Source organism: Paraburkholderia sp. 35.1 (assembly GCF_050436525.1).
Taxonomy (GTDB): Bacteria; Pseudomonadota; Gammaproteobacteria; order Burkholderiales; family Burkholderiaceae; genus Paraburkholderia; species Paraburkholderia tuberum.
On record NZ_JBNDMJ010000003.1, the window covers coordinates 190,616 to 208,950 of the forward strand.

Below are 18,335 nucleotides of genomic sequence, written 5' to 3' on the forward strand. Positions count from 1 at the left end.
CTGAAAGCGGATTTAGCGAGCTGATTGGCAAACTTAACGAGCCACTGCTGCGGCCGAGCGGCGCCGCACGCGGTAGTTCACGAACAGGTCGGCGCCGAGCAGGCAGAACAGCAGCAGCCCCTGGAACACGCCCGAGAGCGCCTGCGGCAATTGCATCGAGGTCTGCACCGCTTCGCCGCCGAGATACAGCAACGCCATCAGCAGACTGGCGAGCACGATGCCGAGCGGATGCAGTCTGCCGACGAACACGACGATGATCGCGGTGAAGCCGTAGCCCGGCGACCACGTCGCCTGCAACTGGCCGATCGGACCGGCGATTTCGCCCATACCGGCGAGGCCCGCGAGGCCGCCGCTAATCAGCAGCGACGTCCAGATCGTCTTCTTGTCGGAGAAACCGGCATAACGCGCGGCGAGCGGCGCAAGTCCGCCGACGTTCATCCGGTAGCCCGCGAAGCTCTTGCGCATGAACAGCCAGACGAGCGGAATCGCGATCAGCGTGAGGAACACGGACGCGTTCAGGCGCGTGCCACGCAGAAATTTCCAGTGCCAGTCGCCATACAGCGTCGGAAACAGCGCGTCGCCGCTGAACATCTCCGACAGCGGGAAGTTCATGCCCTGCGGATCGCGCCACGGGCCGCTCACGAGATAGATCAGCAGTTGCGTCGCGACGTACGTGAGCATCAGGCTCACGAGAATCTCGTTGGTATTGAAGCGGCTCTTCAGAAACGCGGGAATCGCGGCCCACGCCATGCCGCCGAGGATGCCGGCCGCCATCATGGTCGGCAGGATCCACCAGCCGCTCGCCTGATCGAAATAGATCGCGACGCCGCTCGCCGCGATGCCGCCGAGCAGCATCTGCCCTTCGGCGCCGATGTTCCACACGTTCGCGCGGTAGCCGATCGCGAGACCGAGGCCGATCAGGCACAGCGGCGACGCCTTCAGCAGCAGCTCCGACCAGCCGTTGATGCTCGACAGCGGCTCGATGAAAAACCCGTGCATCGCCTGCAACGGGTCGCGGCCGACGAGGCCGAAGATCAGGAAGCCGATCGCGAGCGTCAGCAACGCGGCGATCAGCGGCACGGCGAGCTGCATCGTGCGCGACGGCGACGTGCGGGCTTCGAGTCGATAGGGAAGCATCATGGGTAGCGTGTATGTGTTCGGGTTCTGTTCTTCAGGGTCCGCATTCGCGTGCGTGGTTAGCGTGTTGGCGTGGCCGGCGGGCAACGCCTCGCCTCATGCATGCGCCGGTTGATCCGCCGCGGGCGCCGCGCCCTCGCGGTCGCCGAACAGCCCCGCCATCCAGCGGCCGATTTCCTCGGCGTTGGTCGCACCGGTCGCGCGCACCGGCGAAAGCCGCCCGCCCGCGAGCACCGCGATGCGATCGCAGATATCGAACAGCTCTTCCAGTTCCTCCGAGATCACCAGAATCGCAACGCCGCGCGCCGACAGATCGAGCAGTTGCTGACGGATGAACGCCGACGCGCCGACATCGACGCCCCACGTCGGCTGCGCGACCACGAGCACCTTCGGCGCCTGCAAAATCTCGCGGCCCATGATGTATTTCTGCAGATTGCCGCCCGACAGACTTTGCGCGAGCGCGTCGGGGCCGCCGCAGCGCACGTCGAACGCGTCGATGCAGCGCTTCGCGAATGCGCGCATCACACCCGTTTTGATCCAGCCCGAGTTGACCATGCTCTGCCGATGCGCGGTGAGCAGCGCGTTGTCGGCGAGGCTCATCGCCGGCACCGCGCCGCGGCCGAGCCGCTCTTCAGGCACGAAGCCGAAGCCGAGCGCGCGCCGAGCGCCCGCGCCGAGGCGCGCGGCCGGTTTGCCGCAGATCGTGATCGCGTCGGCCGGCAGGCTGCGTTGTTCAGCGCGCTTCTCGCCGGACAACGCCGCGAGCAGTTCCGCCTGCCCATTGCCCGACACACCGGCAATGCCGAAGATCTCGCCCGCATGCACGCTGAACGACACGTCGCGCAACGAGGTGCCGAACGGATCGTCGCTCGCGACCGACAACTGCCTGACGTCGAGCAGCACCGCGCCCGGCTTGTGCTCGCGCCGCGTGTAGTCCGGCAGCGAGTGGCCGACCATCAACTGCGCGAGCGATGCATGCGTCTCGTTCTTCGGCGTCACATGGCCGGTCACGCGACCGCCGCGCATCACCGTCGCGGTGTCGCACAACTCCTGGATTTCGTCGAGCTTGTGGCTGATGTAGAGGATGCTGCAGCCCTCGGCCGCGAGCCGGCGCAGCGTCGTGAAGAGCTTGCGGACCGCCTGCGGCGTCAGCACCGAGGTCGGTTCGTCCATGATCAACAGACGCGGATTCTGCAGCAGGCAGCGCACGATTTCGACACGCTGCCGCTCGCCGACGGTGAGGCTGTGGACATGCCGCTGCGGATCGATGTCGAGCCCATAGTCGGCCGACACCTCGCGAATGCGTTTGGCCAACGTCTTCAGATCGAACGGTTCGTCGAGCGCGAGCGCGATGTTTTCGCCGACCGTCAGCGTCTCGAACAGCGAGAAGTGCTGGAACACCATGCCGACGCCGAGCTTGCGGGCGGCCGCCGGACTCGCGATGTCGACCGTCTCGCCTTCCCAACGGATCTCGCCGGCGTCGGGTCGCACGGCGCCATAGATGATCTTCATCAGCGTGCTCTTGCCCGCGCCGTTCTCGCCGAGCACCGCGTGGATTTCGCCGGGCGCGACGACGAGCGTGACGTCGTCGTTGGCGCGCACGGCCGGGTACTGCTTCGTGATGCCCGTCAGCGCGAGCCGAGGCACCGCCTGGCCGGTGAGTTGCGCGCCGTCGCTAAGTGGAGTGTCGCTCATGAGATTCCGTAGTGCGTTCGTGACGCTGCTTGCCGCCTGCTTGCCGCCTGCTTGCCGCCTGCTTGCCGCCTGCTTGCCGCCTGCTTGCCGCCGGATTGCCGCCGGATTGCGGACTATCGGTCGGCCCCGCCGGCGGGCGATCCGTCACCACAACCGGATGACAATACCTAATTCGCCCCACTCAGTCGAGTTGACAAAATTCCCGCAAACCCCCGCCGCTACAAGCTCTGCGGGTATGTCGCCCTTGACGCCGTTTTTCGTCCATATTAAAACGCATATACCCCCACGTTAGTTCGATCAGCCTGCACATATATTCGGAGAATCCATGAGCCAGCAACGCGAGGCGATCGACACGTACCTGCTGCGCGTGTTGCACACGCTACTGATGGAGCGCAGCGTCACCCGCGCCGCCGTCAAACTGAACCAGTCCCAACCCGCCATCAGCGCGGCGCTGCGCCGTCTGCGCGACATCACCGGCGACCCGCTGCTGGTGCGCGGCAAGTCCGGCATGGTGCCGACCGAGTACGGTCTGCGCCTGCTCGAACCGGTGCAGAACGCGCTGCGCGAAATCGAGCGCATCAAGTTCCAGCAGCACAACTTCGATCCAGCCACGTCGATCCGCTGCTACCGGATCGGCTGTCCCGACTACCTGAACGTGCTGTTCGTGCCGACGGTCGTCGAACGTTTCCGCAAGGCCGCACCGAACGCGACGCTCGAATTCCATTCGCTCGGCCCCGCGTTCGACTACGAACTCGCGCTCGAGGACGGCAAGCTCGACATCGTGGTCGGCAACTGGCCGGAGCCGCCCGAGCAGTTGCATCTGTCGAACCTGTTCGTCGATCAGATCGTGTGCCTGATGAGCAACACGCATCCGTTCGCCAAACGCGGCGGGCTCACGCTCGACCAGTACCTGAACGCGCCACATCTCGCGCCGACGCCGTATTCGGTCGGCCAGCGCGGCGCGATCGACGTGCATCTCGCGCGCGAGCGGCTCAAGCGCCATGTGGTCGTCACGTTGCCCTACTTCAATCTCGCGCCGTACGTGCTGATCAAATCCGATCTGATCTTCACGACGACGCGCCTCTTTGCCGACTATTACGCGAAGTTTCTGCCGCTGACCGTGATGCCCGCGCCGCTCGACTTTCCGCCGATGCAGTACTACCAGCTGTGGCACGAGCGCGTGCATTACTCCGACGAAGTGCGCTGGCTGCGCGGCGTGGTTGGCGAGGCGACCCGGACGTTGATCGACAAGTGCTGACGCCGCATGCGGCGCCGATCGCACTGGCGCCGCCGCTCATGGATCAGCGACTCGCGGCTTGCGCGCGGCGCGGCGCGAGTGCCGCCCGTTCCGCTCGAGCTCAAGCGGCCGCCTCGTAAAGCTGCCGCGCGAGCGCGTTATGCCGCTCGATCACCGGCCCGAGTTCGAGCGTCGCCAACTGCCCATTCTTCACCACCACCTTGCCGTCGATCATGCTATAGCTGACCTGCGACGGCGCGCAGAATACCAGAGCCGCCACCGGATCGTGCAGCGCGCCGGCAAAATGCGGCTCACGCAGATCGAACGCGACGAAATCCGCGGCCATGCCGGGCGCGAGCGCGCCGATGTCGTCGCGATTGAGCACGCGCGCACCACCCAGGGTCGCGATTTCGAGCGCCTCGCGCGCGGTCATCGCATCGGGCCCAAAACCGACGCGCTGCAGCAACAGCGCCTGGCGCACTTCGGCGACCATCTGCGCACCGTCGTTCGACGCCGAACCGTCGACGCCGAGCCCAACCGGCACGCCCGCGAGCCGCATGCGCTTGACCGGCGCGATGCCCGACGCGAGCCGCATATTCGAGCACGGACAGTGCGCGACGCCGGTGCCGGTGCGCGCGAACAGCGCAATGCCCGCGTCGTCGAGTTGCACGCAGTGCGCATGCCATACGTCATGGCCGACCCAGCCGAGATCGTGCGCATACTCGGCCGGCGTCATGCCGAACTTCTGGCGGCTGTACGCGACGTCGTTGAGGTTCTCCGCCAGATGCGTATGCAGCGACACGCCGTACTGGCGCGCGAGCGCCGCCGATTCGCGCATCAGGTCGCGGCTCACCGAAAACGGCGAGCACGGCGCCACGACGACGCGCAGCATGGAGTAGCGCCCATCGTCGTGATACGTCTCGATCAGACGCTGCGTGTCCTTCAGGATGTCCGCTTCGCGCTCGACCACCGAATCGGGCGGCAGGCCGCCGTCCTTGCGTCCCACGCTCATGCTGCCGCGCGCCGCATGAAAGCGCATGCCGATTCGGCGCGCGGCCGCGATGCTGTCGTCGAGACGGCTGCCGTTCGGATAGATGTACAAATGGTCGCTCGACGTCGTGCAGCCCGACAGCAGCAGCTCGGCCATCGCGGTCAGCGTCGATACTTCGATCATGTCAGGCGTGAGGTTCGCCCACACTTTGTACAGGTTCGTGAGCCAGCCGAACAACTCGGCGTTCTGCGCGGCGGGAATCGCGCGCGTGAGGCTCTGGTACATGTGGTGATGCGTGTTGACGAGGCCCGGAATCACGAGATGGCCGTGCAGGTCAAGTACCTCGTCGGCCGATTGCGGCAGTTGCGCGGTCGGTCCGACCGCGACGATCCGGTTGTCCTCGATATACAGCCCGGCGTCGCGCAGTTCGCGCCGCTCGTCATCCATCGTGACCAGCACGTCCGCGTGCTTCACGAGCATCGTCTTACCGGGTTGTTTCAGTGCTTCATTCATCGTCATTCGTCTGTCCGCCTGATTGCCTGCATGCAAAGCCGTTCGAACGCGATGCGGCGGCACGCCACCGTGCCGTCGCGTTCCGTTGAACGCCATTGGCCCGGTTACCCAGCGTGAGTCGCCGTCTTCGGGGTTGTCCGTGCCAAAGGCCTGCCTTTGCACGGGTGGGTCGCGCCGCACAGCGCTTACCTTCGGTAGCCAAAATCCCGCTGACAACCCGCGCGGTTGCGATACCCAACTTCACACCGCCAATATAGTGGTGCATTTTTGGCGCCGGTACGATCGGCCGATGAGCCGGCGCGGCTTTCGTCTGGCTGTCCATCATGCGCGAACTATTATCTTTCCTATCGCTCGCGCTCGGGACAGAGCATCCTTTCTACAATGGCTGCCACGGCGCTCGCTTCGATTCGCCGACGGGTATGTAGCCACTGACGTGGAGCCTCGATCCGCCGCAAACGTAATGGATCGGGCCGCCGCCGACACCTCGCATTCACACAAGGACAATTGCGAATGGGCAAGCTCACTACCCACGTGCTCGACACCGCGAACGGCCGTCCCGGCGCAGGCATCAAGGTCGAACTCTTCGCGCTCGCGGGCGACACGCGCCGCGCGCTCAAAACCACTGTCACCAATCACGACGGCCGCTGCGACGAGCCGCTGCTCGAAGGCGACGCGCTCGTCGCGGGCGAGTACGAACTCGTGTTCGGCGCGGGCGACTACTTCGCCTCGCTCGGCACGAAGGTGCCGGAACCACGCTTCGTCGATCGCGTCGTGCTGCGCTTTGGCGTCGCCGATGCCGACGCGCACTATCACGTGCCGCTGCTGGTGTCGCCGTTTTCGTACAGCACGTATCGGGGCAGCTAGCCCTGCTGGATGCGAGCCGCGTCCGAACCGGCACGAACAGACCTGGACAGGCACAACGCCCCGCCATACCCATAACAACCCGCGCTGCGTCTTCTATCCGCAGTCGGCGCGATGACCGACGACGTCGAACGTCATCGCGCGCGCAACGAATCAGAAGTGGAGGAGTTTCATGGAAGGCTTTATCACCGACTGGTTGAACCTCGCGATTCGCTGGTTCCACGTCGTCGCCGCCATTGCATGGATCGGCGAATCGTTCTATTTCGTCGCGCTCGACAACAGCCTGAAGCCGCCGACCGATCCGAATCAGCGCCGTCGCGGCGTGTTCGGCGAGTTGTGGCACGTGCACGGCGGCGGCTTCTACAACATGCAGAAGTACACGGTCGCGCCGCCCGAAATGCCCGAAGACCTGCACTGGTCGAAATGGCCGTCGTACACGACGTGGCTGTCGGGCTTCGGTCTCTTTACCGTGCTGTATCTGTTCTCGCCGAGCACCTACCTGATCGACAGGAACGTGCTCGACATGGGGCCGGTGGTCGCCGTCGCCTCGGCAATCGGCTTCCTCGGGGCCGGCTGGATCGTCTACGACTCGCTGTGCCGCATTCTCGGCACACGCGACAAACTTCTCGGCATCTGCGTCGGCGTTTATGTGCTGATCGCGGCGTATCTCGCCTGCCATATCTTCGCGGGCCGCGCAGCATATCTGATCATGGGCGCGATGCTCGCGACGATCATGTCGGCCAACGTGTTCTTCGTGATCATTCCGGGCCAGCGCAAGATGGTCGACGCGATGCTGAAGGGCGACACGCCGAACCCGATCTACGGTAAGCGCGGCAAGCAGCGCTCGGTGCACAACACGTATTTCACGCTGCCGGTCGTGTTCGCGATGCTGTCGAACCACTACGCGATGACCTACACGCATCCGTACAACTGGGCGGTGCTCGTCGTCATCATGCTGGCCGGCGCGCTGATCCGTCAGTTCTTCGTGATGCGCCATCGCGGCCAGGTGTTGTGGTATCTGCCGGTCGTCGGCGTCGCGCTGATGTGCACGGCACTCGTGTGGACCATGCCGCGTCCGGTGGTGCCGCAGGCGCAGGCCGCCAACGCGCCGACGCTGAAGGTCGCCGACATCGCGCCGGTGCTGCAGCAGCGCTGCGTGGCCTGTCACTCCGCGCATCCGACGATGATGGGCAGCGCGCCCGCCGGCGTGCTGATGGATACGCCCGACGAAATTTCGCAGAACGCGCAGCGCATTTACCAGCAGGCGGTCACGTTGAAGGCGATGCCGCTCGGCAACGTCACGCATATGACCGACGACGAGCGGATGAAGATCGCCGCGTGGTTCGAAGGCGGCGCGGCGAAGTAAGGACGTCTGTCCGGATCACGGAGCCGGTGCCGAGGCAGAGGCTGGAGTGCGAAGCGGGCTTGTCGCGAGAGCGGCAAGCCCGTTGTTGTTTGGGAAGGTGACGTGCGGAATTTGTCGCCCTTGGGCTACAAAAATTGGCAAAGATACATAAAATGTAGCCTTGGAGACACAAATACGAATAACCTTGTTGTGTCTCTTGGGCTACAATAAATGTCAAATACGTTGAGTTTGACGCCCTGAGGCTACAAATGACCACCCTCGCCGATGTCTCGGACATGCTGAAAGCCGTGCGACGCGACAGCAAACTATCGCAGGAAGAACTTGGGCGCCGCGCGGGCGTGGCCCGCACGACCGTCGCGCGGATGGAAACCCTCGCCAGGAACGATATGAGCGTGTCCGTGCTCGTGCGCCTGCTCGAGGTTGCCGGTTACGACCTCAAGTTCGTCGCGCATGGACATGGCCGCACGCTGGAAGACATCCTCGCTGAACAGCGCAGCCCGGACGCGCAGCCATGAAGCTCGACGTTCAGGTGCTAGGCAAGAACGTTGCCACGCTGTTTCGCGAGCGCGACGACTATGTCCTCAAATATAACGGCGATGCGAGCGCGGCCGACTTCGTCAGCCTGACGATGCCGGTGCGCGAAGAGCCTTGGCGCTGGCCACGCGACCTGCATCCGTTTTTCCGGCAGAACCTGCCTGAAGGCTATCTGCTGAATCTGATCCGCGAGCAATTCGGGCCCTTGCTCGACGGAACCGACCTGTCACTGCTCGCCGTCGTGGGCTCGATGGGGATCGGCCGGGTCACCGTGACGCCCGAAGGCGTGGCGCCGGGCACCGAACTCCAGGCGCTCGACGTCCAGCACATCCTGCACGGCGACAACACCGCCGAACATTTCGCGCAACTCGTCCGTGAATACGCGCGAGCGGCCATTTCGGGCGTCGTGCCGAAGTTCATCGCGCCGCAGGCGCAGTCTGCCGCATCGACACCGGTGCAGCTCGGTAAGCCGACGATTCGAACGAGCCGTCACATCGTCAAAGGTTCGGACGACAACACGCCCTTTCTCGGTTTCAACGAGTTCCATTCGATGCGGGTGCTGGAGCGGCTGGGAGTGGCGCCCGTTGCGCGCACGCGGATGTCGGACGATGGCAGGGCGCTCGTCGTCGAGCGCTTCGATGTCGACGCGCAGGGACTGCCGGCGTATGGCGTCGAAGACTTGTGCGGTCTGCTCGGCTTGCCGCCGCACGAAAAATACCATTCGACGAGCGAGAAAATGCTCAACGCGGCAAGAGCGTATCTGCTCGATCGCGACACCATGCGGATGCAACTCCAGCAGCTCGGCTGGCATTTGCTGACGAACTACGTCGTGCGCAATGCGGACTGCCACACCAAGAACGTCGCACTGTTCTATACCTCGGTCGACGACGTTGCGTTCACGCCCGTCTACGATGTCGTGACGACCCAGGCTTATCCGCGCTTCGCAGCCAATCCGCCCGGGCTGCCTGTCGACGGCCGCAAAACCTGGGCAGCCGGTAAAACGCTGGAACGATTTTTCAACACACGCATGGGCATCGCCCCGCGGCAATATGCGCAGATGGTTGAAGCGCTGTGCGACTCCGCTGTCGACGTCGGCCACGAGTTGATCGAAGCAGCGCGCAACGAACCGCAGTGGCGTGCGCTCGCCAAGCAGATGCTGTATGCATGGGACGACGGCATGACATCGCTGCGCTCGCCGAAGAAAAGCCTGCAATTCAGGGGGCTCAAGCCGGCCATCGAAGCAGCGGGATTTTCGGCGCCGGAGCCGCCCGAACGGTCAAGGGAAGTCATTGGGCATTCGCCGCTGCTTGGCAGGCGCAAGTGATCGCCATCCATGCAAAAAAGCCCACGACGTAACGCACATCGCGGGCCTGTTCTTCGAACCACAACGCTGCCGGCGACCCGGCAGCTGCATCGCCATCAAACCGCCACCGCGCTCAGCGCATCTTCCGTGAGCCACAGCGACTCCGCCAGATCCTGCTCGTTCAGATTGAGCCCCTCGCCGCCACGATCGACGACGATAAAGTCGCTCGTCTCGCCCAATGCGATCAGCGGATGGTGCCACACGCCTTTCGCGTAGTTGACGCCCTGCCAGCCAGTGGTGACGAACGCGCGGATCTTCTTCGTGTCGAGTTCGCCCGCGGGCGCGACGACGACCAGATACGGCTTGTCGTTGAGCGGCACGAACGCCTGGCTGCCAAGCGGATGACGCTCGAGCATCTTCACTTCGAACGGCAGCGTGCGCGGCTGGCCACGAAACAGATTGACGAGCGTGCGGCCGTGCTCGTCGGCCACGTCGACTTTCGCGAGGTCGTGATAGCGGATCGTCGTGCCGAGGTTGATCGGAATCTGCTTCGCGCCTTCGAGTTCGATCACGTCGCCGAATGCGGCGAACGCCGCTTTCGTCAGCGCTTCGATGGCGAGCGTTTTCATTCGAGCGTACCCCACAGACGCAGACGCGACACGCCGCCGTCCGGATAGATGTTGAAGCGCACATGCGTAACGGGCCCGAGCGCCGCGATCTCGCTCTCGAAGAAATGCTGCTCGTCCATCTGCAGTTTCTGCTCGCCGAGCAGCACCGGCCAGAACATCGCCTGCGTGACGAGCGAGCTGTCGGTCCCGCCCTTCACGTACGCGGCCTGGATCGAACAGCGATCCGGATAATTGCCCTTGAAGTGCGCGGTGTCGACTTCGATCTTGCGGATCACGCCCGGCTGCGCGAGCGCGATGATCGCCCAGTCGTTGCCCGGCTCGCGACGACGACGCGTTTCCCAGCCGTCGCCCATATTCACGCCGCGACCCGGCATCAGCAGCGTCGAGGCCGCGCCGAAGTGCTGGTTGTTCGCGCCGACCAGATACGCGCCGTTTTCCATCGCCGCGAGATCGAACTGCTCGGTGCGGCTCGCGCCGGCCCAGTCGACCTGCGGCTGACCGTAAACACGCAGACGCGCGATGCCGCCGTCCGGATAGATGTTCACGCGCAGATGCGTGTACGCGCTCGCGTCGCCGACTTCGAGGTAGTGGTGGCTATTGCCCTGCAAGGTGGTCGACGGCACGATCTCGGTCCATTGCGTCGCCTGATCCGGCTCGCCATCCGCAACGCGCGCCGCTTCCACCGACGCCGCCGGCGGGAAGTTGCCGGTGAAGTGGCTCGTGTCGAGGTCGAGTCCCTTGATCACGCCGGGCCGCGCGAGCTTGACGATGCACCAGTCGTAGCCGGTCGTGCGCTTGCGACGCGTTTCCCAGCCGTCCATCCACTTGCCGTTGTCGTCGTACTTGCCCGGAATGAAGACGGCCGGTTCCGGATTCAGCATGCGGTCCTTCGGCGCGAAGAATTCGTCGCTGGCCTCGAGCGCCTGCGCGCCCAGACGCGGGTCCGCCAGGTTCACGTAACGGCGCGTGAATTCCGGTGCGTTGGGGTCGAGAATCGGAAGTGCCATCTTTGTCGTCCTTGAGATCGATTGGTGCGGGAAAAACGTTACGGCTCGCTGCGTGACGCAATGCGCGTCACGCGCCGATCAGGTCGTCGAGCCGCAAACGTGCAATGCGATAGATCTGATCGAGGCTCGCGCGCAGTTCGTCGGCGCGGCTGTTGTTCACGCGCGATTCGAAGTCCGCGATGATGCCGTGGCGGTCGTAGCCGCGCACCGCGAGAATGAACGGAAAACCGAATTTCTCGCGATACGCGAGATTGAGCGCATGCAGCTTGTCGAACTCTTCCTGCGTGCATTGCGCGAGACCCGCGCCGCTTTGCTCGCGCGTCGACTCGGCGGTCAGCTCGCCGCGCACCGCGGCCTTGCCGGCCAGTTCCGGGTGCGCGTTGATCAGCGCGAGCTGCTTGTCCTCGCCAGACGTTTCGACGATCTGCGACATCCTGCGATGCAGCTCGTCGATGCTCGCGAACGGCCGCTCCCGCGCCGCGACTTCGGCGACCCACGGCGAGTGCTCGAAGATGCCCGACAGCGCCGCGACGAACGCGTCGGTCGAGATCCTGTTGAGTTGGTCCAGGGTGTATTGCATCGCCTTCATGCCGCAGCCTCGCGGTTGTCTTGCTGGTAAGGATGAGTTTCGTGCCAGTGCCGGGCGATATCGACGCGCCGCGACACCCATACGCGATCGTGTTGTTCGATGTGATCGAGAAAGCGCTGCAGCGCCCGGAAACGCCCCGGCCGCCCGAGCAGCCGGCAGTGCATGCCGATCGACAGCATCTTCGGCACTTCGTCGCCCTCTTCGTACAGCACGTCGAATGCGTCGCGCAGGTAGGTGAAGAAGTGGTCCGCGGTGTTGAAGCCTTGCGGGGTGGCGAAGCGCATGTCGTTGGTGTCGAGCGTGTACGGCACGATCAGTTGCGGCACGGTCTTGCCGCCCGCCACCTCGACGTCCATCCAGAACGGCAGGTCGTCGCCGTAGTAATCGGAGTCGTACAGGAAGCCGCCATATTCGGCGACCAGCCGATGGGTATTCGGACTGTCGCGGCCGGTGTACCAGCCGAGCGGCCGCACGCCGGTCACGCGCTCGATTGCCTCCATGCCGAGGCGCATGTGCTGCGCCTCCTCCTCCGGCGACATGTCCTGATAGTGAATCCAGCGATAGCCGTGGCACGCGATCTCATGTCCGAGTTCGACGAACGCCCGCGCAACTTCTGGATGCCGTTCGATCGCCATGCCGACGCCGAACACCGTCAGCGGCAGGTCGCGCCTTTCGAATTCGCGCAGAATGCGCCACACGCCCGCGCGCGAGCCGTATTCGTAGATCGACTCCATGCTCATGTGCCGCGCCGGATACGCCGCCGCGCCCACGATCTCCGACAGGAACTGCTCGGAACCGGGATCGCCGTGCAGCACGCAGTTTTCGCCGCCCTCTTCGTAATTGAGGACGAATTGCACCGCAACGCGCGCTCGCCCCGGCCAGTTCGGATGCACCGGGTGGCGGCCGTAGCCGATCAGATCGCGTGGGTAGTTCGGGTCGAGTGGCATGGTTTGACGGATGCGTAGTGACGGGACCAGGAATGCGCGTGAACGCGGTTCGAAACCCCTCGGCAACGGTGCGGGGTTCACACGTGTAGCCACGCAACAGGCGGCTTCGGCGGCTGCGGAAACCGCAGCGCCGAGTTGACCCAGTGTAGCGAAAACACCCCGGTGCGCCCATACAGCCGGGCAGATAGTGCGTGTTACAGCGAGTGTATGTGCGTGTCCGCCGACTCGGCGTTTACCCGCAGCGGACCGGGGCTGAACGACGCGAGCGCGCCGTCGTAGCGCTTCGCGAGCGGCCGCGCGTAGTCGCCGCGCTTGGCCGTCGCGAGACGCAGCGTCACCAGCGCCTCGGTCCATTTGACGGCCGCCGTCACGCCTTCGATCACCGGCGCGCCGAGCGCATCTTCGATCTCCGCGCACAGTTCGGCCATGCCCGCGCAGCCGAGCACGATCGCGTCCGAGCCGTCCTCGGCGAGCGCGCGCCGGCATTCGTCGAGGATGATGCGGCGCGCCGCCGAGCCCGGCTGGTCGAGATCGAGCACGGCGACGTCGGTCGCACGCACGTTGCGGCAGAAGCGCTTCATGCCGTAGCGCTCGGCCAGATGCCAGGCCATGCCGCAGGTGCGCGCGAGCGTCGTCACGACCGAAAAGCCCGGCGCGAGCACGCTCGCCGCGTGCATCGCCGCCTCGGCGATGCCGATCACCGGGCCGCGCGCCAACTCGCGGGCCGCATAGAGACCGGGGTCGCCGAAGCACGCGATCACGTAGCCGTCACAGCCGTCCCGTTCGCCCGCCTCCACGTCGGCGAGCAGACCGGGCGTGGCGAGCGCTTCGTCGTAATAGCCCTCGATCGACGGCGGCCCCATCGTCGGATTGACGGCGATCACTTCGGTGCCGGGCGCGGCGACGTCGCGCGCGCAGCGCCCCATCGCCTCGGTCATGCGGCGCGTCGTGTTCGGATTGATCAGTTTGATACGCATGGCGACTCCTGTTCGACTCGTTATTGCAGCGACGAAAGCCCGTGAAACTCAGCGTGCGAGCATCCGGTAAAACAGCATGCCGAGTCCCGCGCCGATGAACCACGAGAAATTCGCGCAGCCGTCGAGCCCCGGCACCATCACGCAGATCACCGCGATCAGCGCGGCCGGCAGCAACGCGGCCACCGCGCGATAGTTGACGCCGTTGCGATACCAGTACGAGCCGCTCGGCGCGACCGTGTACAGATCGTCGAGCACGATCTTCTGACGCTTGACGAGGTAGAAGTCGACGATCAGGACGCCGTACAAAGGCCCGATGAAGCTGCCGAGCACGTCGAGCGTGTAGTGGATCACGGCCGGATTGTTGAACAGGTTCCACGGCGTGATGAACACCGACGCGACCGCCGCGAGCATGCCGCCCGCGCGCCAGCTGATCAGACGCGGTGCAACGTTCGAGAAGTCGAAGGCCGGCGACACGAAGTTCGCGACGATGTTGATGCCGATCGTCGCGATCGTGAAGGTCAGCGCGCCGAGAATCACGGCCATCGGATAGTCGATGCGGCCCACCGTCTCGACCGGGTCCGTGATCAGTTCGCCGAACACCGGCAGCGTGGCCGCGGTCGTGATCACCGTGACGAGCGAGAACGCGAGGAAGTTGACCGGCAGGCCCCAGAAGTTGCCGCGCTTGACGCTGCGAAAGCTCCTGCCGTAGCGCGAGAAGTCACCGAAATTCAGCATCGGTCCGGAGAAGTACGACACCACCAGCGAGATCGCCGTGATCATCACCGGTACCACTTCCATGCCGTGATATTTGACGCCGCCGAGGTTGATGCCGATGTTGCGCCAACCCGCGCGATACACCATGTAGCCGGCGAGAATGAACATCACGACGTAGACGGCTGGCCCGGCGAAGTCGATGAACTTCTTGATGGTCTCCATGCCGTGCCAGAACACCAGCGCCTGCAGTACCCACAGCAGCATGAAGCCCGCCCAGCCGAGCGTCGACAGACCGAGCAGGCCATGCCGATGCACGTCCGCGTACGGCAGCAGTTGCGGCACGAACTTCAGCACGACGATCACGAGCGCGCTCGACGCGAGATAGGTCTGGATGCCATACCACGCGACCGCGATCAGGCCGCGGATCACTGCGGGGACATTCGCGCCGAGCACGCCGAAGGTCGCGCGGCACGCGACCGGATACGGCACGCCGTTCAGCTGGCTCGGCTTCGCGATCAGGTTGCACAGCACGTTCACTAGCGTGATGCCGATCAGCAGCGACACCAGCACCTGCCAGCTCGTCAGGCCGAGCGCGAACAGACTCCCCGCGAATACATAGCCACCCACGCTATGCACGTCCGACATCCAGAACGCGAAGATGTTGTACGCGCTCCAGTTCTGCGCGCGCAGCGGCGCGAGGTCCTTGTTGTAGAGCCGCTCGCTGTAGCCGGCCGGCATCGACGGATCGGTTTGAGCCGTGCCGTCCGGATAGTTGGAGATGGGGTGACCGCCTGGCGCTGCACTGAACTGAGCCATGATTCCTCCTTTGGATAGGGACCGTCGAAAGAGCATCGACGGACATTGCATCGGCCATGCCAGTTGCTCGCTTCTCGTCCCGCATGGGTCAAAGAAGTCGGCGTCGTGGTCCCGGACCGTGCCGCGCGTGTCTCCGTACTGACGTACTTGTGGTTGTCGCATCGCCAGCCGCCGCGGCTTTCCGGCGATGCGTCGCTACCCGAGCTCCGTCGTGTCGCGACGGACGTGCATGTTCAGGCCCGCGGCGCTCACGCGAGGCCGCCTGGCCGTGCATCTATCGGTTCAGTTCAATTCAGTGCGGCGCGCACCACGAACGGGCGCTCGCCTGCTGCTTGCCTCAGCCTGGGGTGGAGTCGGCTTCGGCTGTCTAGGTGGATGCTTCTTTCGACGCAAGCGCGCCGAATACTTCATGCAGATCCGCTGCCCCGCGCGCGGGGCGCTCCAGCATCTTCAACTCGACGCTTTGCAGATGGCGCGACATCAGCGCGGCCGCCTGCTTCGCATCGCCGGCGTCGAGCGCGGCGAGAATCGCTTCGTGGTCCTCGAACGAGCACGGGCTGCGTCCGAGCGATTCGTACAGCGCGGAAATCAGCGTGGAACGCGCGACCAGCCCGTTCAGGCAATCGCACAACACTGAGTTGCCGGTCAGGTTCGCGAGCTCCGTATGAAACTCGCCCGACAAGCGGATCCATGCCGGAAAATCCCGCGTTTCGAATGCCCTGCGTTCCCGGCCGATCATGCCGCCGATGTTCTTCAGACGCCGCATGCCGTGTCCGCTACAGATCTTTTCGACGACGGCCAGCTCGATGATGCGGCGCATTTCGAACACCTCGTGCACCTCCTGCAACGACGGACTCGCGACGAACGCGCCACGATTCGGCTCGAGATCGACGAGGCGCTCACTCGCCAGCTGCGACAGCGCCTGGCGGATGGGGCCGCGCTTCACACCGAATACTTCGCATAGCTGAGCTTCGGTGAGCTTCGCGCCGGGTGCCAGCCGGTGCTCGAGGATCGCCGCGCGGATGCGCTCGGCGATTGCTTCGGGCTTCGAACTGTTCGCGACGGATTCGGGGTCGGACATGGTTGGCGTCTCGGTATGTTGGTCATCATAGGACGGACACAAATATTGTCAACAATTTTTGCGTCGATTTTCGACAGTTTTTGTGCTGCGTTGCGTCATCAGGAGCCCTGTGATCCGAGCTGCGCGGCTGTCTGGCGGGAATCTTACCCGGTTTTTATAATGCCAAGACGACTACTGGCAGCCAGGTTTTGTCAACAAAAACTGAAAACATTGGTGACGGGTGTGGGAGGTGGTGAGTGTGGAAATACTGACAGTTAGTTGCGTTACTGACGATCGGGTAGGAGGCGGGGTTGCCCCCGCCGTCCTCCCACAACACCGGACGTACGGATCACGTATCCGGCGTTTCCTGACGACTGGATTGCTCCAGCGAGCTTCGTTTCGTTCGTCGTGTCGCCTGTCGTTCAATGGACACCCCAACCTCTCTCAGGCTTCCGGCCGTCAAGTTTGATCGCAGGCTCCCGGCTGTGCCGAGACTTGTGCCCAAACGCTCAGAGAGCACGCGTGACTATCCACTCTCGTCAGGTTCGGCCCTTCACTGCTCCGGTTCCGAGCCGCTACTATGGCCTCTGCTGACTCCCGCCAGCCCATCCCGGCACCTTGCGATGCCAGTAGCACAAGGCAGACTGACGGGGCTCCCAGGGTAATGCGCGCGACCTTCCTGCTTATGCCTGTCGGATCTACGTCGTGGCGTTCCGTGCAAGTATTGGGCTTTACAGATCTTGGACTGCTCACCCCGCCACACCGCCTGATATCCGCTTCCTGTTCGTCAGGCCAGCATTTTGCCTGCGGCTTCCTTCAGATTCCGCCTTACGACGGACACCCTTGCCGTTCAGCTAGCACTTCCCCTTGCCGGGTGTGCAGAGGACTTTCACCCCCAAGTCATCCGGCTCGCCACCACAGCGGGTCGGACAGCGCCAGTCACGGCGCTACGCGCCATGCCTGGCGCACCAATAAAAAGCGGGCGATCCGCCCGCCTCCGCCCCGCCCACGACGGCTTCAGCCAATGCTCGGATAGCCCGACGCCGTCAGCCTGAAGCCATGCGCATTGGCGACCAGATGCGCGTCCGCGCCGACCGGCAGCGTCACCATGTTATGAACGTGCCCGAACTGCAGCCCCGTCACGACAGGAATGCCGATCAGCGAGCGCACTTGCTCGACCATCGCGTGCAGGTCGTAGCCGTTGTCGTAGTCGTACGGCTTGCCGCCCGAGAAATCACCGAGCACGAGCGCCTTCTGCTGCGCGAGGATGCCGGCCAGATGCAGTTGATAGATCATCCGCTCGATGCGGAACGGCTGCTCGTTGACGTCCTCGACGAACAGGATGCCGCCCCGCACCGGCGGCATGTACGGCGTGCCGACAAGCGACGCCACCACCGCCAGATTGCCGCCCCACAGCGTGCCCGTTACGTCGACGCTCTGCGCTTGCGGCGTGTCGCTCGCGACCGTGATGGTCGGCTGCGTCAACGCCGACCAGAAATGCCGCATCGTGAATTCGCTGAGCTGCTCGGCGCCGAAATCACTCATCAGCATCGGGCCGCCGAAGGTCTTCAAGCCGGCGCGCGCGAGCAGCGCCAGTTGGATCGCGGTGAAGTCGCTGTGACCGACCAGCGCTATCGGCTGATCGGCGAGCCGCCGCTGCAGCCCCTCGTAGTCGAGACCGTGCAGAATCCGCACCGCGCCGTAGCCGCCGCGCACGGCCAACACGACATCGGGCAGCTCACGCGATGGATCGGCGAGCCGGTTCAGATCGGCCGCGCGCTCGCCGTCGGTGCCCGCGAAGCGTTGGTAGCGGCGCTTCGCGGCCTCCTCGCCGTCGACTCGATGCCCCTGCGCACGCAGCCGATGCAGCGCGCGATGCAGCACCTCCGGATCATGCGGATAGCCGGATGGCGCAATCAGTTCGATGGTGCGAGATGCGGTCATGGCGAGACCCGTTGG

Annotated in this window: 16 protein-coding genes; 5 read left to right on the forward strand and 11 right to left on the reverse strand. The window is 64.5% G+C overall.

The window, feature by feature from the left end:
- Positions 1–33: 33 nt before the first annotated feature.
- Both OKW27_RS20900 and OKW27_RS20905 read right to left on the reverse strand, forming a co-directional pair.
- Positions 34–1,140, reverse strand: coding sequence for an ABC transporter permease (locus OKW27_RS20900; RefSeq protein WP_090805345.1), 1,107 nt, complete (start codon positions 1,138–1,140; stop codon positions 34–36).
- A gap of 93 nt (positions 1,141–1,233) precedes the next feature.
- Positions 1,234–2,832, reverse strand: a complete 1,599-nt coding sequence (locus tag OKW27_RS20905) for an ABC transporter ATP-binding protein (protein WP_429334743.1) — start codon at positions 2,830–2,832, stop codon at positions 1,234–1,236.
- Positions 2,833–3,157: 325 nt separating this feature from the next.
- Between OKW27_RS20905 and OKW27_RS20910 the strand changes: the two genes are divergently transcribed.
- Complete coding sequence (locus tag OKW27_RS20910) at positions 3,158–4,090, forward strand: LysR substrate-binding domain-containing protein (protein WP_090800510.1); 933 nt, start codon at positions 3,158–3,160, stop codon at positions 4,088–4,090.
- Between the two features lie 100 nt (positions 4,091–4,190).
- Here the strand turns inward: OKW27_RS20910 and OKW27_RS20915 are convergent, their stop codons facing one another.
- Positions 4,191–5,579 carry an 8-oxoguanine deaminase gene (locus OKW27_RS20915; RefSeq protein ID WP_429334744.1) on the reverse strand — a complete coding sequence of 463 codons (1,389 nt, stop codon included), beginning with the start codon at positions 5,577–5,579 and terminating at the stop codon, positions 4,191–4,193.
- 504 nt (positions 5,580–6,083) lie between these two features.
- Here OKW27_RS20915 and uraH point away from each other — a divergent pair.
- From uraH to OKW27_RS20935, 4 genes are all read left to right on the forward strand, one after another.
- Complete coding sequence (gene uraH / locus OKW27_RS20920) at positions 6,084–6,437, forward strand: hydroxyisourate hydrolase (RefSeq protein WP_018417696.1); 354 nt, start codon at positions 6,084–6,086, stop codon at positions 6,435–6,437.
- Between the two features lie 169 nt (positions 6,438–6,606).
- Positions 6,607–7,800: a urate hydroxylase PuuD gene (locus OKW27_RS20925; protein ID WP_429334745.1), complete on the forward strand. Its 1,194-nt coding sequence runs from the start codon at positions 6,607–6,609 to the stop codon at positions 7,798–7,800.
- Between the two features lie 248 nt (positions 7,801–8,048).
- Positions 8,049–8,315, forward strand: coding sequence for a helix-turn-helix domain-containing protein (locus OKW27_RS20930; protein ID WP_090800516.1), 267 nt, complete (start codon positions 8,049–8,051; stop codon positions 8,313–8,315).
- Positions 8,312–9,658, forward strand: coding sequence for a type II toxin-antitoxin system HipA family toxin (locus OKW27_RS20935; protein WP_429334746.1), 1,347 nt, complete (start codon positions 8,312–8,314; stop codon positions 9,656–9,658). Before OKW27_RS20930 ends, OKW27_RS20935 begins: the two co-directional genes overlap by 4 nt.
- A gap of 95 nt (positions 9,659–9,753) precedes the next feature.
- On the opposite strand, the gene OKW27_RS20940 is transcribed toward OKW27_RS20935, so the two are convergent.
- The 8 genes from OKW27_RS20940 to ldcA all read right to left on the reverse strand — a co-directional run bounded on the left by OKW27_RS20940 (position 9,754) and on the right by ldcA (position 18,320).
- Complete coding sequence (locus OKW27_RS20940; protein WP_429334747.1) at positions 9,754–10,266, reverse strand: ureidoglycolate lyase; 513 nt, start codon at positions 10,264–10,266, stop codon at positions 9,754–9,756.
- Complete coding sequence (gene alc, locus OKW27_RS20945) at positions 10,263–11,273, reverse strand: allantoicase (RefSeq protein ID WP_429334748.1); 1,011 nt, start codon at positions 11,271–11,273, stop codon at positions 10,263–10,265. The genes OKW27_RS20940 and alc overlap by 4 nt, the downstream gene beginning before the upstream one ends.
- A gap of 67 nt (positions 11,274–11,340) precedes the next feature.
- A complete protein-coding gene (uraD, locus tag OKW27_RS20950) occupies positions 11,341–11,862 on the reverse strand; it encodes a 2-oxo-4-hydroxy-4-carboxy-5-ureidoimidazoline decarboxylase (protein WP_429334749.1) in 522 nt (173 codons plus the stop codon).
- A complete protein-coding gene (gene puuE / locus OKW27_RS20955; protein ID WP_429334750.1) occupies positions 11,859–12,809 on the reverse strand; it encodes an allantoinase PuuE in 951 nt (316 codons plus the stop codon). Before puuE ends, uraD begins: the two co-directional genes overlap by 4 nt.
- A gap of 194 nt (positions 12,810–13,003) precedes the next feature.
- On the reverse strand, positions 13,004–13,786 hold the full coding sequence (locus OKW27_RS20960; RefSeq protein WP_429334751.1) for an aspartate/glutamate racemase family protein: 783 nt from the start codon (positions 13,784–13,786) through the stop codon (positions 13,004–13,006).
- Positions 13,787–13,834: 48 nt separating this feature from the next.
- Complete coding sequence (locus OKW27_RS20965; protein WP_429334752.1) at positions 13,835–15,316, reverse strand: NCS1 family nucleobase:cation symporter-1; 1,482 nt, start codon at positions 15,314–15,316, stop codon at positions 13,835–13,837.
- A 367-nt stretch (positions 15,317–15,683) separates the two neighbouring features.
- Positions 15,684–16,397, reverse strand: a complete 714-nt coding sequence (locus OKW27_RS20970) for a GntR family transcriptional regulator (RefSeq protein ID WP_429334753.1) — start codon at positions 16,395–16,397, stop codon at positions 15,684–15,686.
- A 996-nt stretch (positions 16,398–17,393) separates the two neighbouring features.
- Positions 17,394–18,320, reverse strand: coding sequence for a muramoyltetrapeptide carboxypeptidase (gene ldcA, locus OKW27_RS20975; RefSeq protein ID WP_187610496.1), 927 nt, complete (start codon positions 18,318–18,320; stop codon positions 17,394–17,396).
- Positions 18,321–18,335 lie beyond the last annotated feature (15 nt).

What these genes read in the sequence shown, in the direction of transcription:
- OKW27_RS20900 (WP_090805345.1), bottom strand. Translation starts at nt 1,140, where the DNA reads ATGATGCTTCCCTATCGACTCGAAGCCCGCACGTCGCCGTCGCGCACG.
- OKW27_RS20905 (WP_429334743.1), bottom strand. Translation starts at nt 2,832, where the DNA reads ATGAGCGACACTCCACTTAGCGACGGCGCGCAACTCACCGGCCAGGCG.
- OKW27_RS20910 (WP_090800510.1), top strand. Translation starts at nt 3,158, where the DNA reads ATGAGCCAGCAACGCGAGGCGATCGACACGTACCTGCTGCGCGTGTTG.
- OKW27_RS20915 (WP_429334744.1), bottom strand. Translation starts at nt 5,579, where the DNA reads ATGACGATGAATGAAGCACTGAAACAACCCGGTAAGACGATGCTCGTG.
- uraH (WP_018417696.1), top strand. Translation starts at nt 6,084, where the DNA reads ATGGGCAAGCTCACTACCCACGTGCTCGACACCGCGAACGGCCGTCCC.
- OKW27_RS20925 (WP_429334745.1), top strand. Translation starts at nt 6,607, where the DNA reads ATGGAAGGCTTTATCACCGACTGGTTGAACCTCGCGATTCGCTGGTTC.
- OKW27_RS20930 (WP_090800516.1), top strand. Translation starts at nt 8,049, where the DNA reads ATGACCACCCTCGCCGATGTCTCGGACATGCTGAAAGCCGTGCGACGC.
- OKW27_RS20935 (WP_429334746.1), top strand. Translation starts at nt 8,312, where the DNA reads ATGAAGCTCGACGTTCAGGTGCTAGGCAAGAACGTTGCCACGCTGTTT.
- OKW27_RS20940 (WP_429334747.1), bottom strand. Translation starts at nt 10,266, where the DNA reads ATGAAAACGCTCGCCATCGAAGCGCTGACGAAAGCGGCGTTCGCCGCA.
- alc (WP_429334748.1), bottom strand. Translation starts at nt 11,273, where the DNA reads ATGGCACTTCCGATTCTCGACCCCAACGCACCGGAATTCACGCGCCGT.
- uraD (WP_429334749.1), bottom strand. Translation starts at nt 11,862, where the DNA reads ATGAAGGCGATGCAATACACCCTGGACCAACTCAACAGGATCTCGACC.
- puuE (WP_429334750.1), bottom strand. Translation starts at nt 12,809, where the DNA reads ATGCCACTCGACCCGAACTACCCACGCGATCTGATCGGCTACGGCCGC.
- OKW27_RS20960 (WP_429334751.1), bottom strand. Translation starts at nt 13,786, where the DNA reads ATGCGTATCAAACTGATCAATCCGAACACGACGCGCCGCATGACCGAG.
- OKW27_RS20965 (WP_429334752.1), bottom strand. Translation starts at nt 15,316, where the DNA reads ATGGCTCAGTTCAGTGCAGCGCCAGGCGGTCACCCCATCTCCAACTAT.
- OKW27_RS20970 (WP_429334753.1), bottom strand. Translation starts at nt 16,397, where the DNA reads ATGTCCGACCCCGAATCCGTCGCGAACAGTTCGAAGCCCGAAGCAATC.
- ldcA (WP_187610496.1), bottom strand. Translation starts at nt 18,320, where the DNA reads ATGACCGCATCTCGCACCATCGAACTGATTGCGCCATCCGGCTATCCG.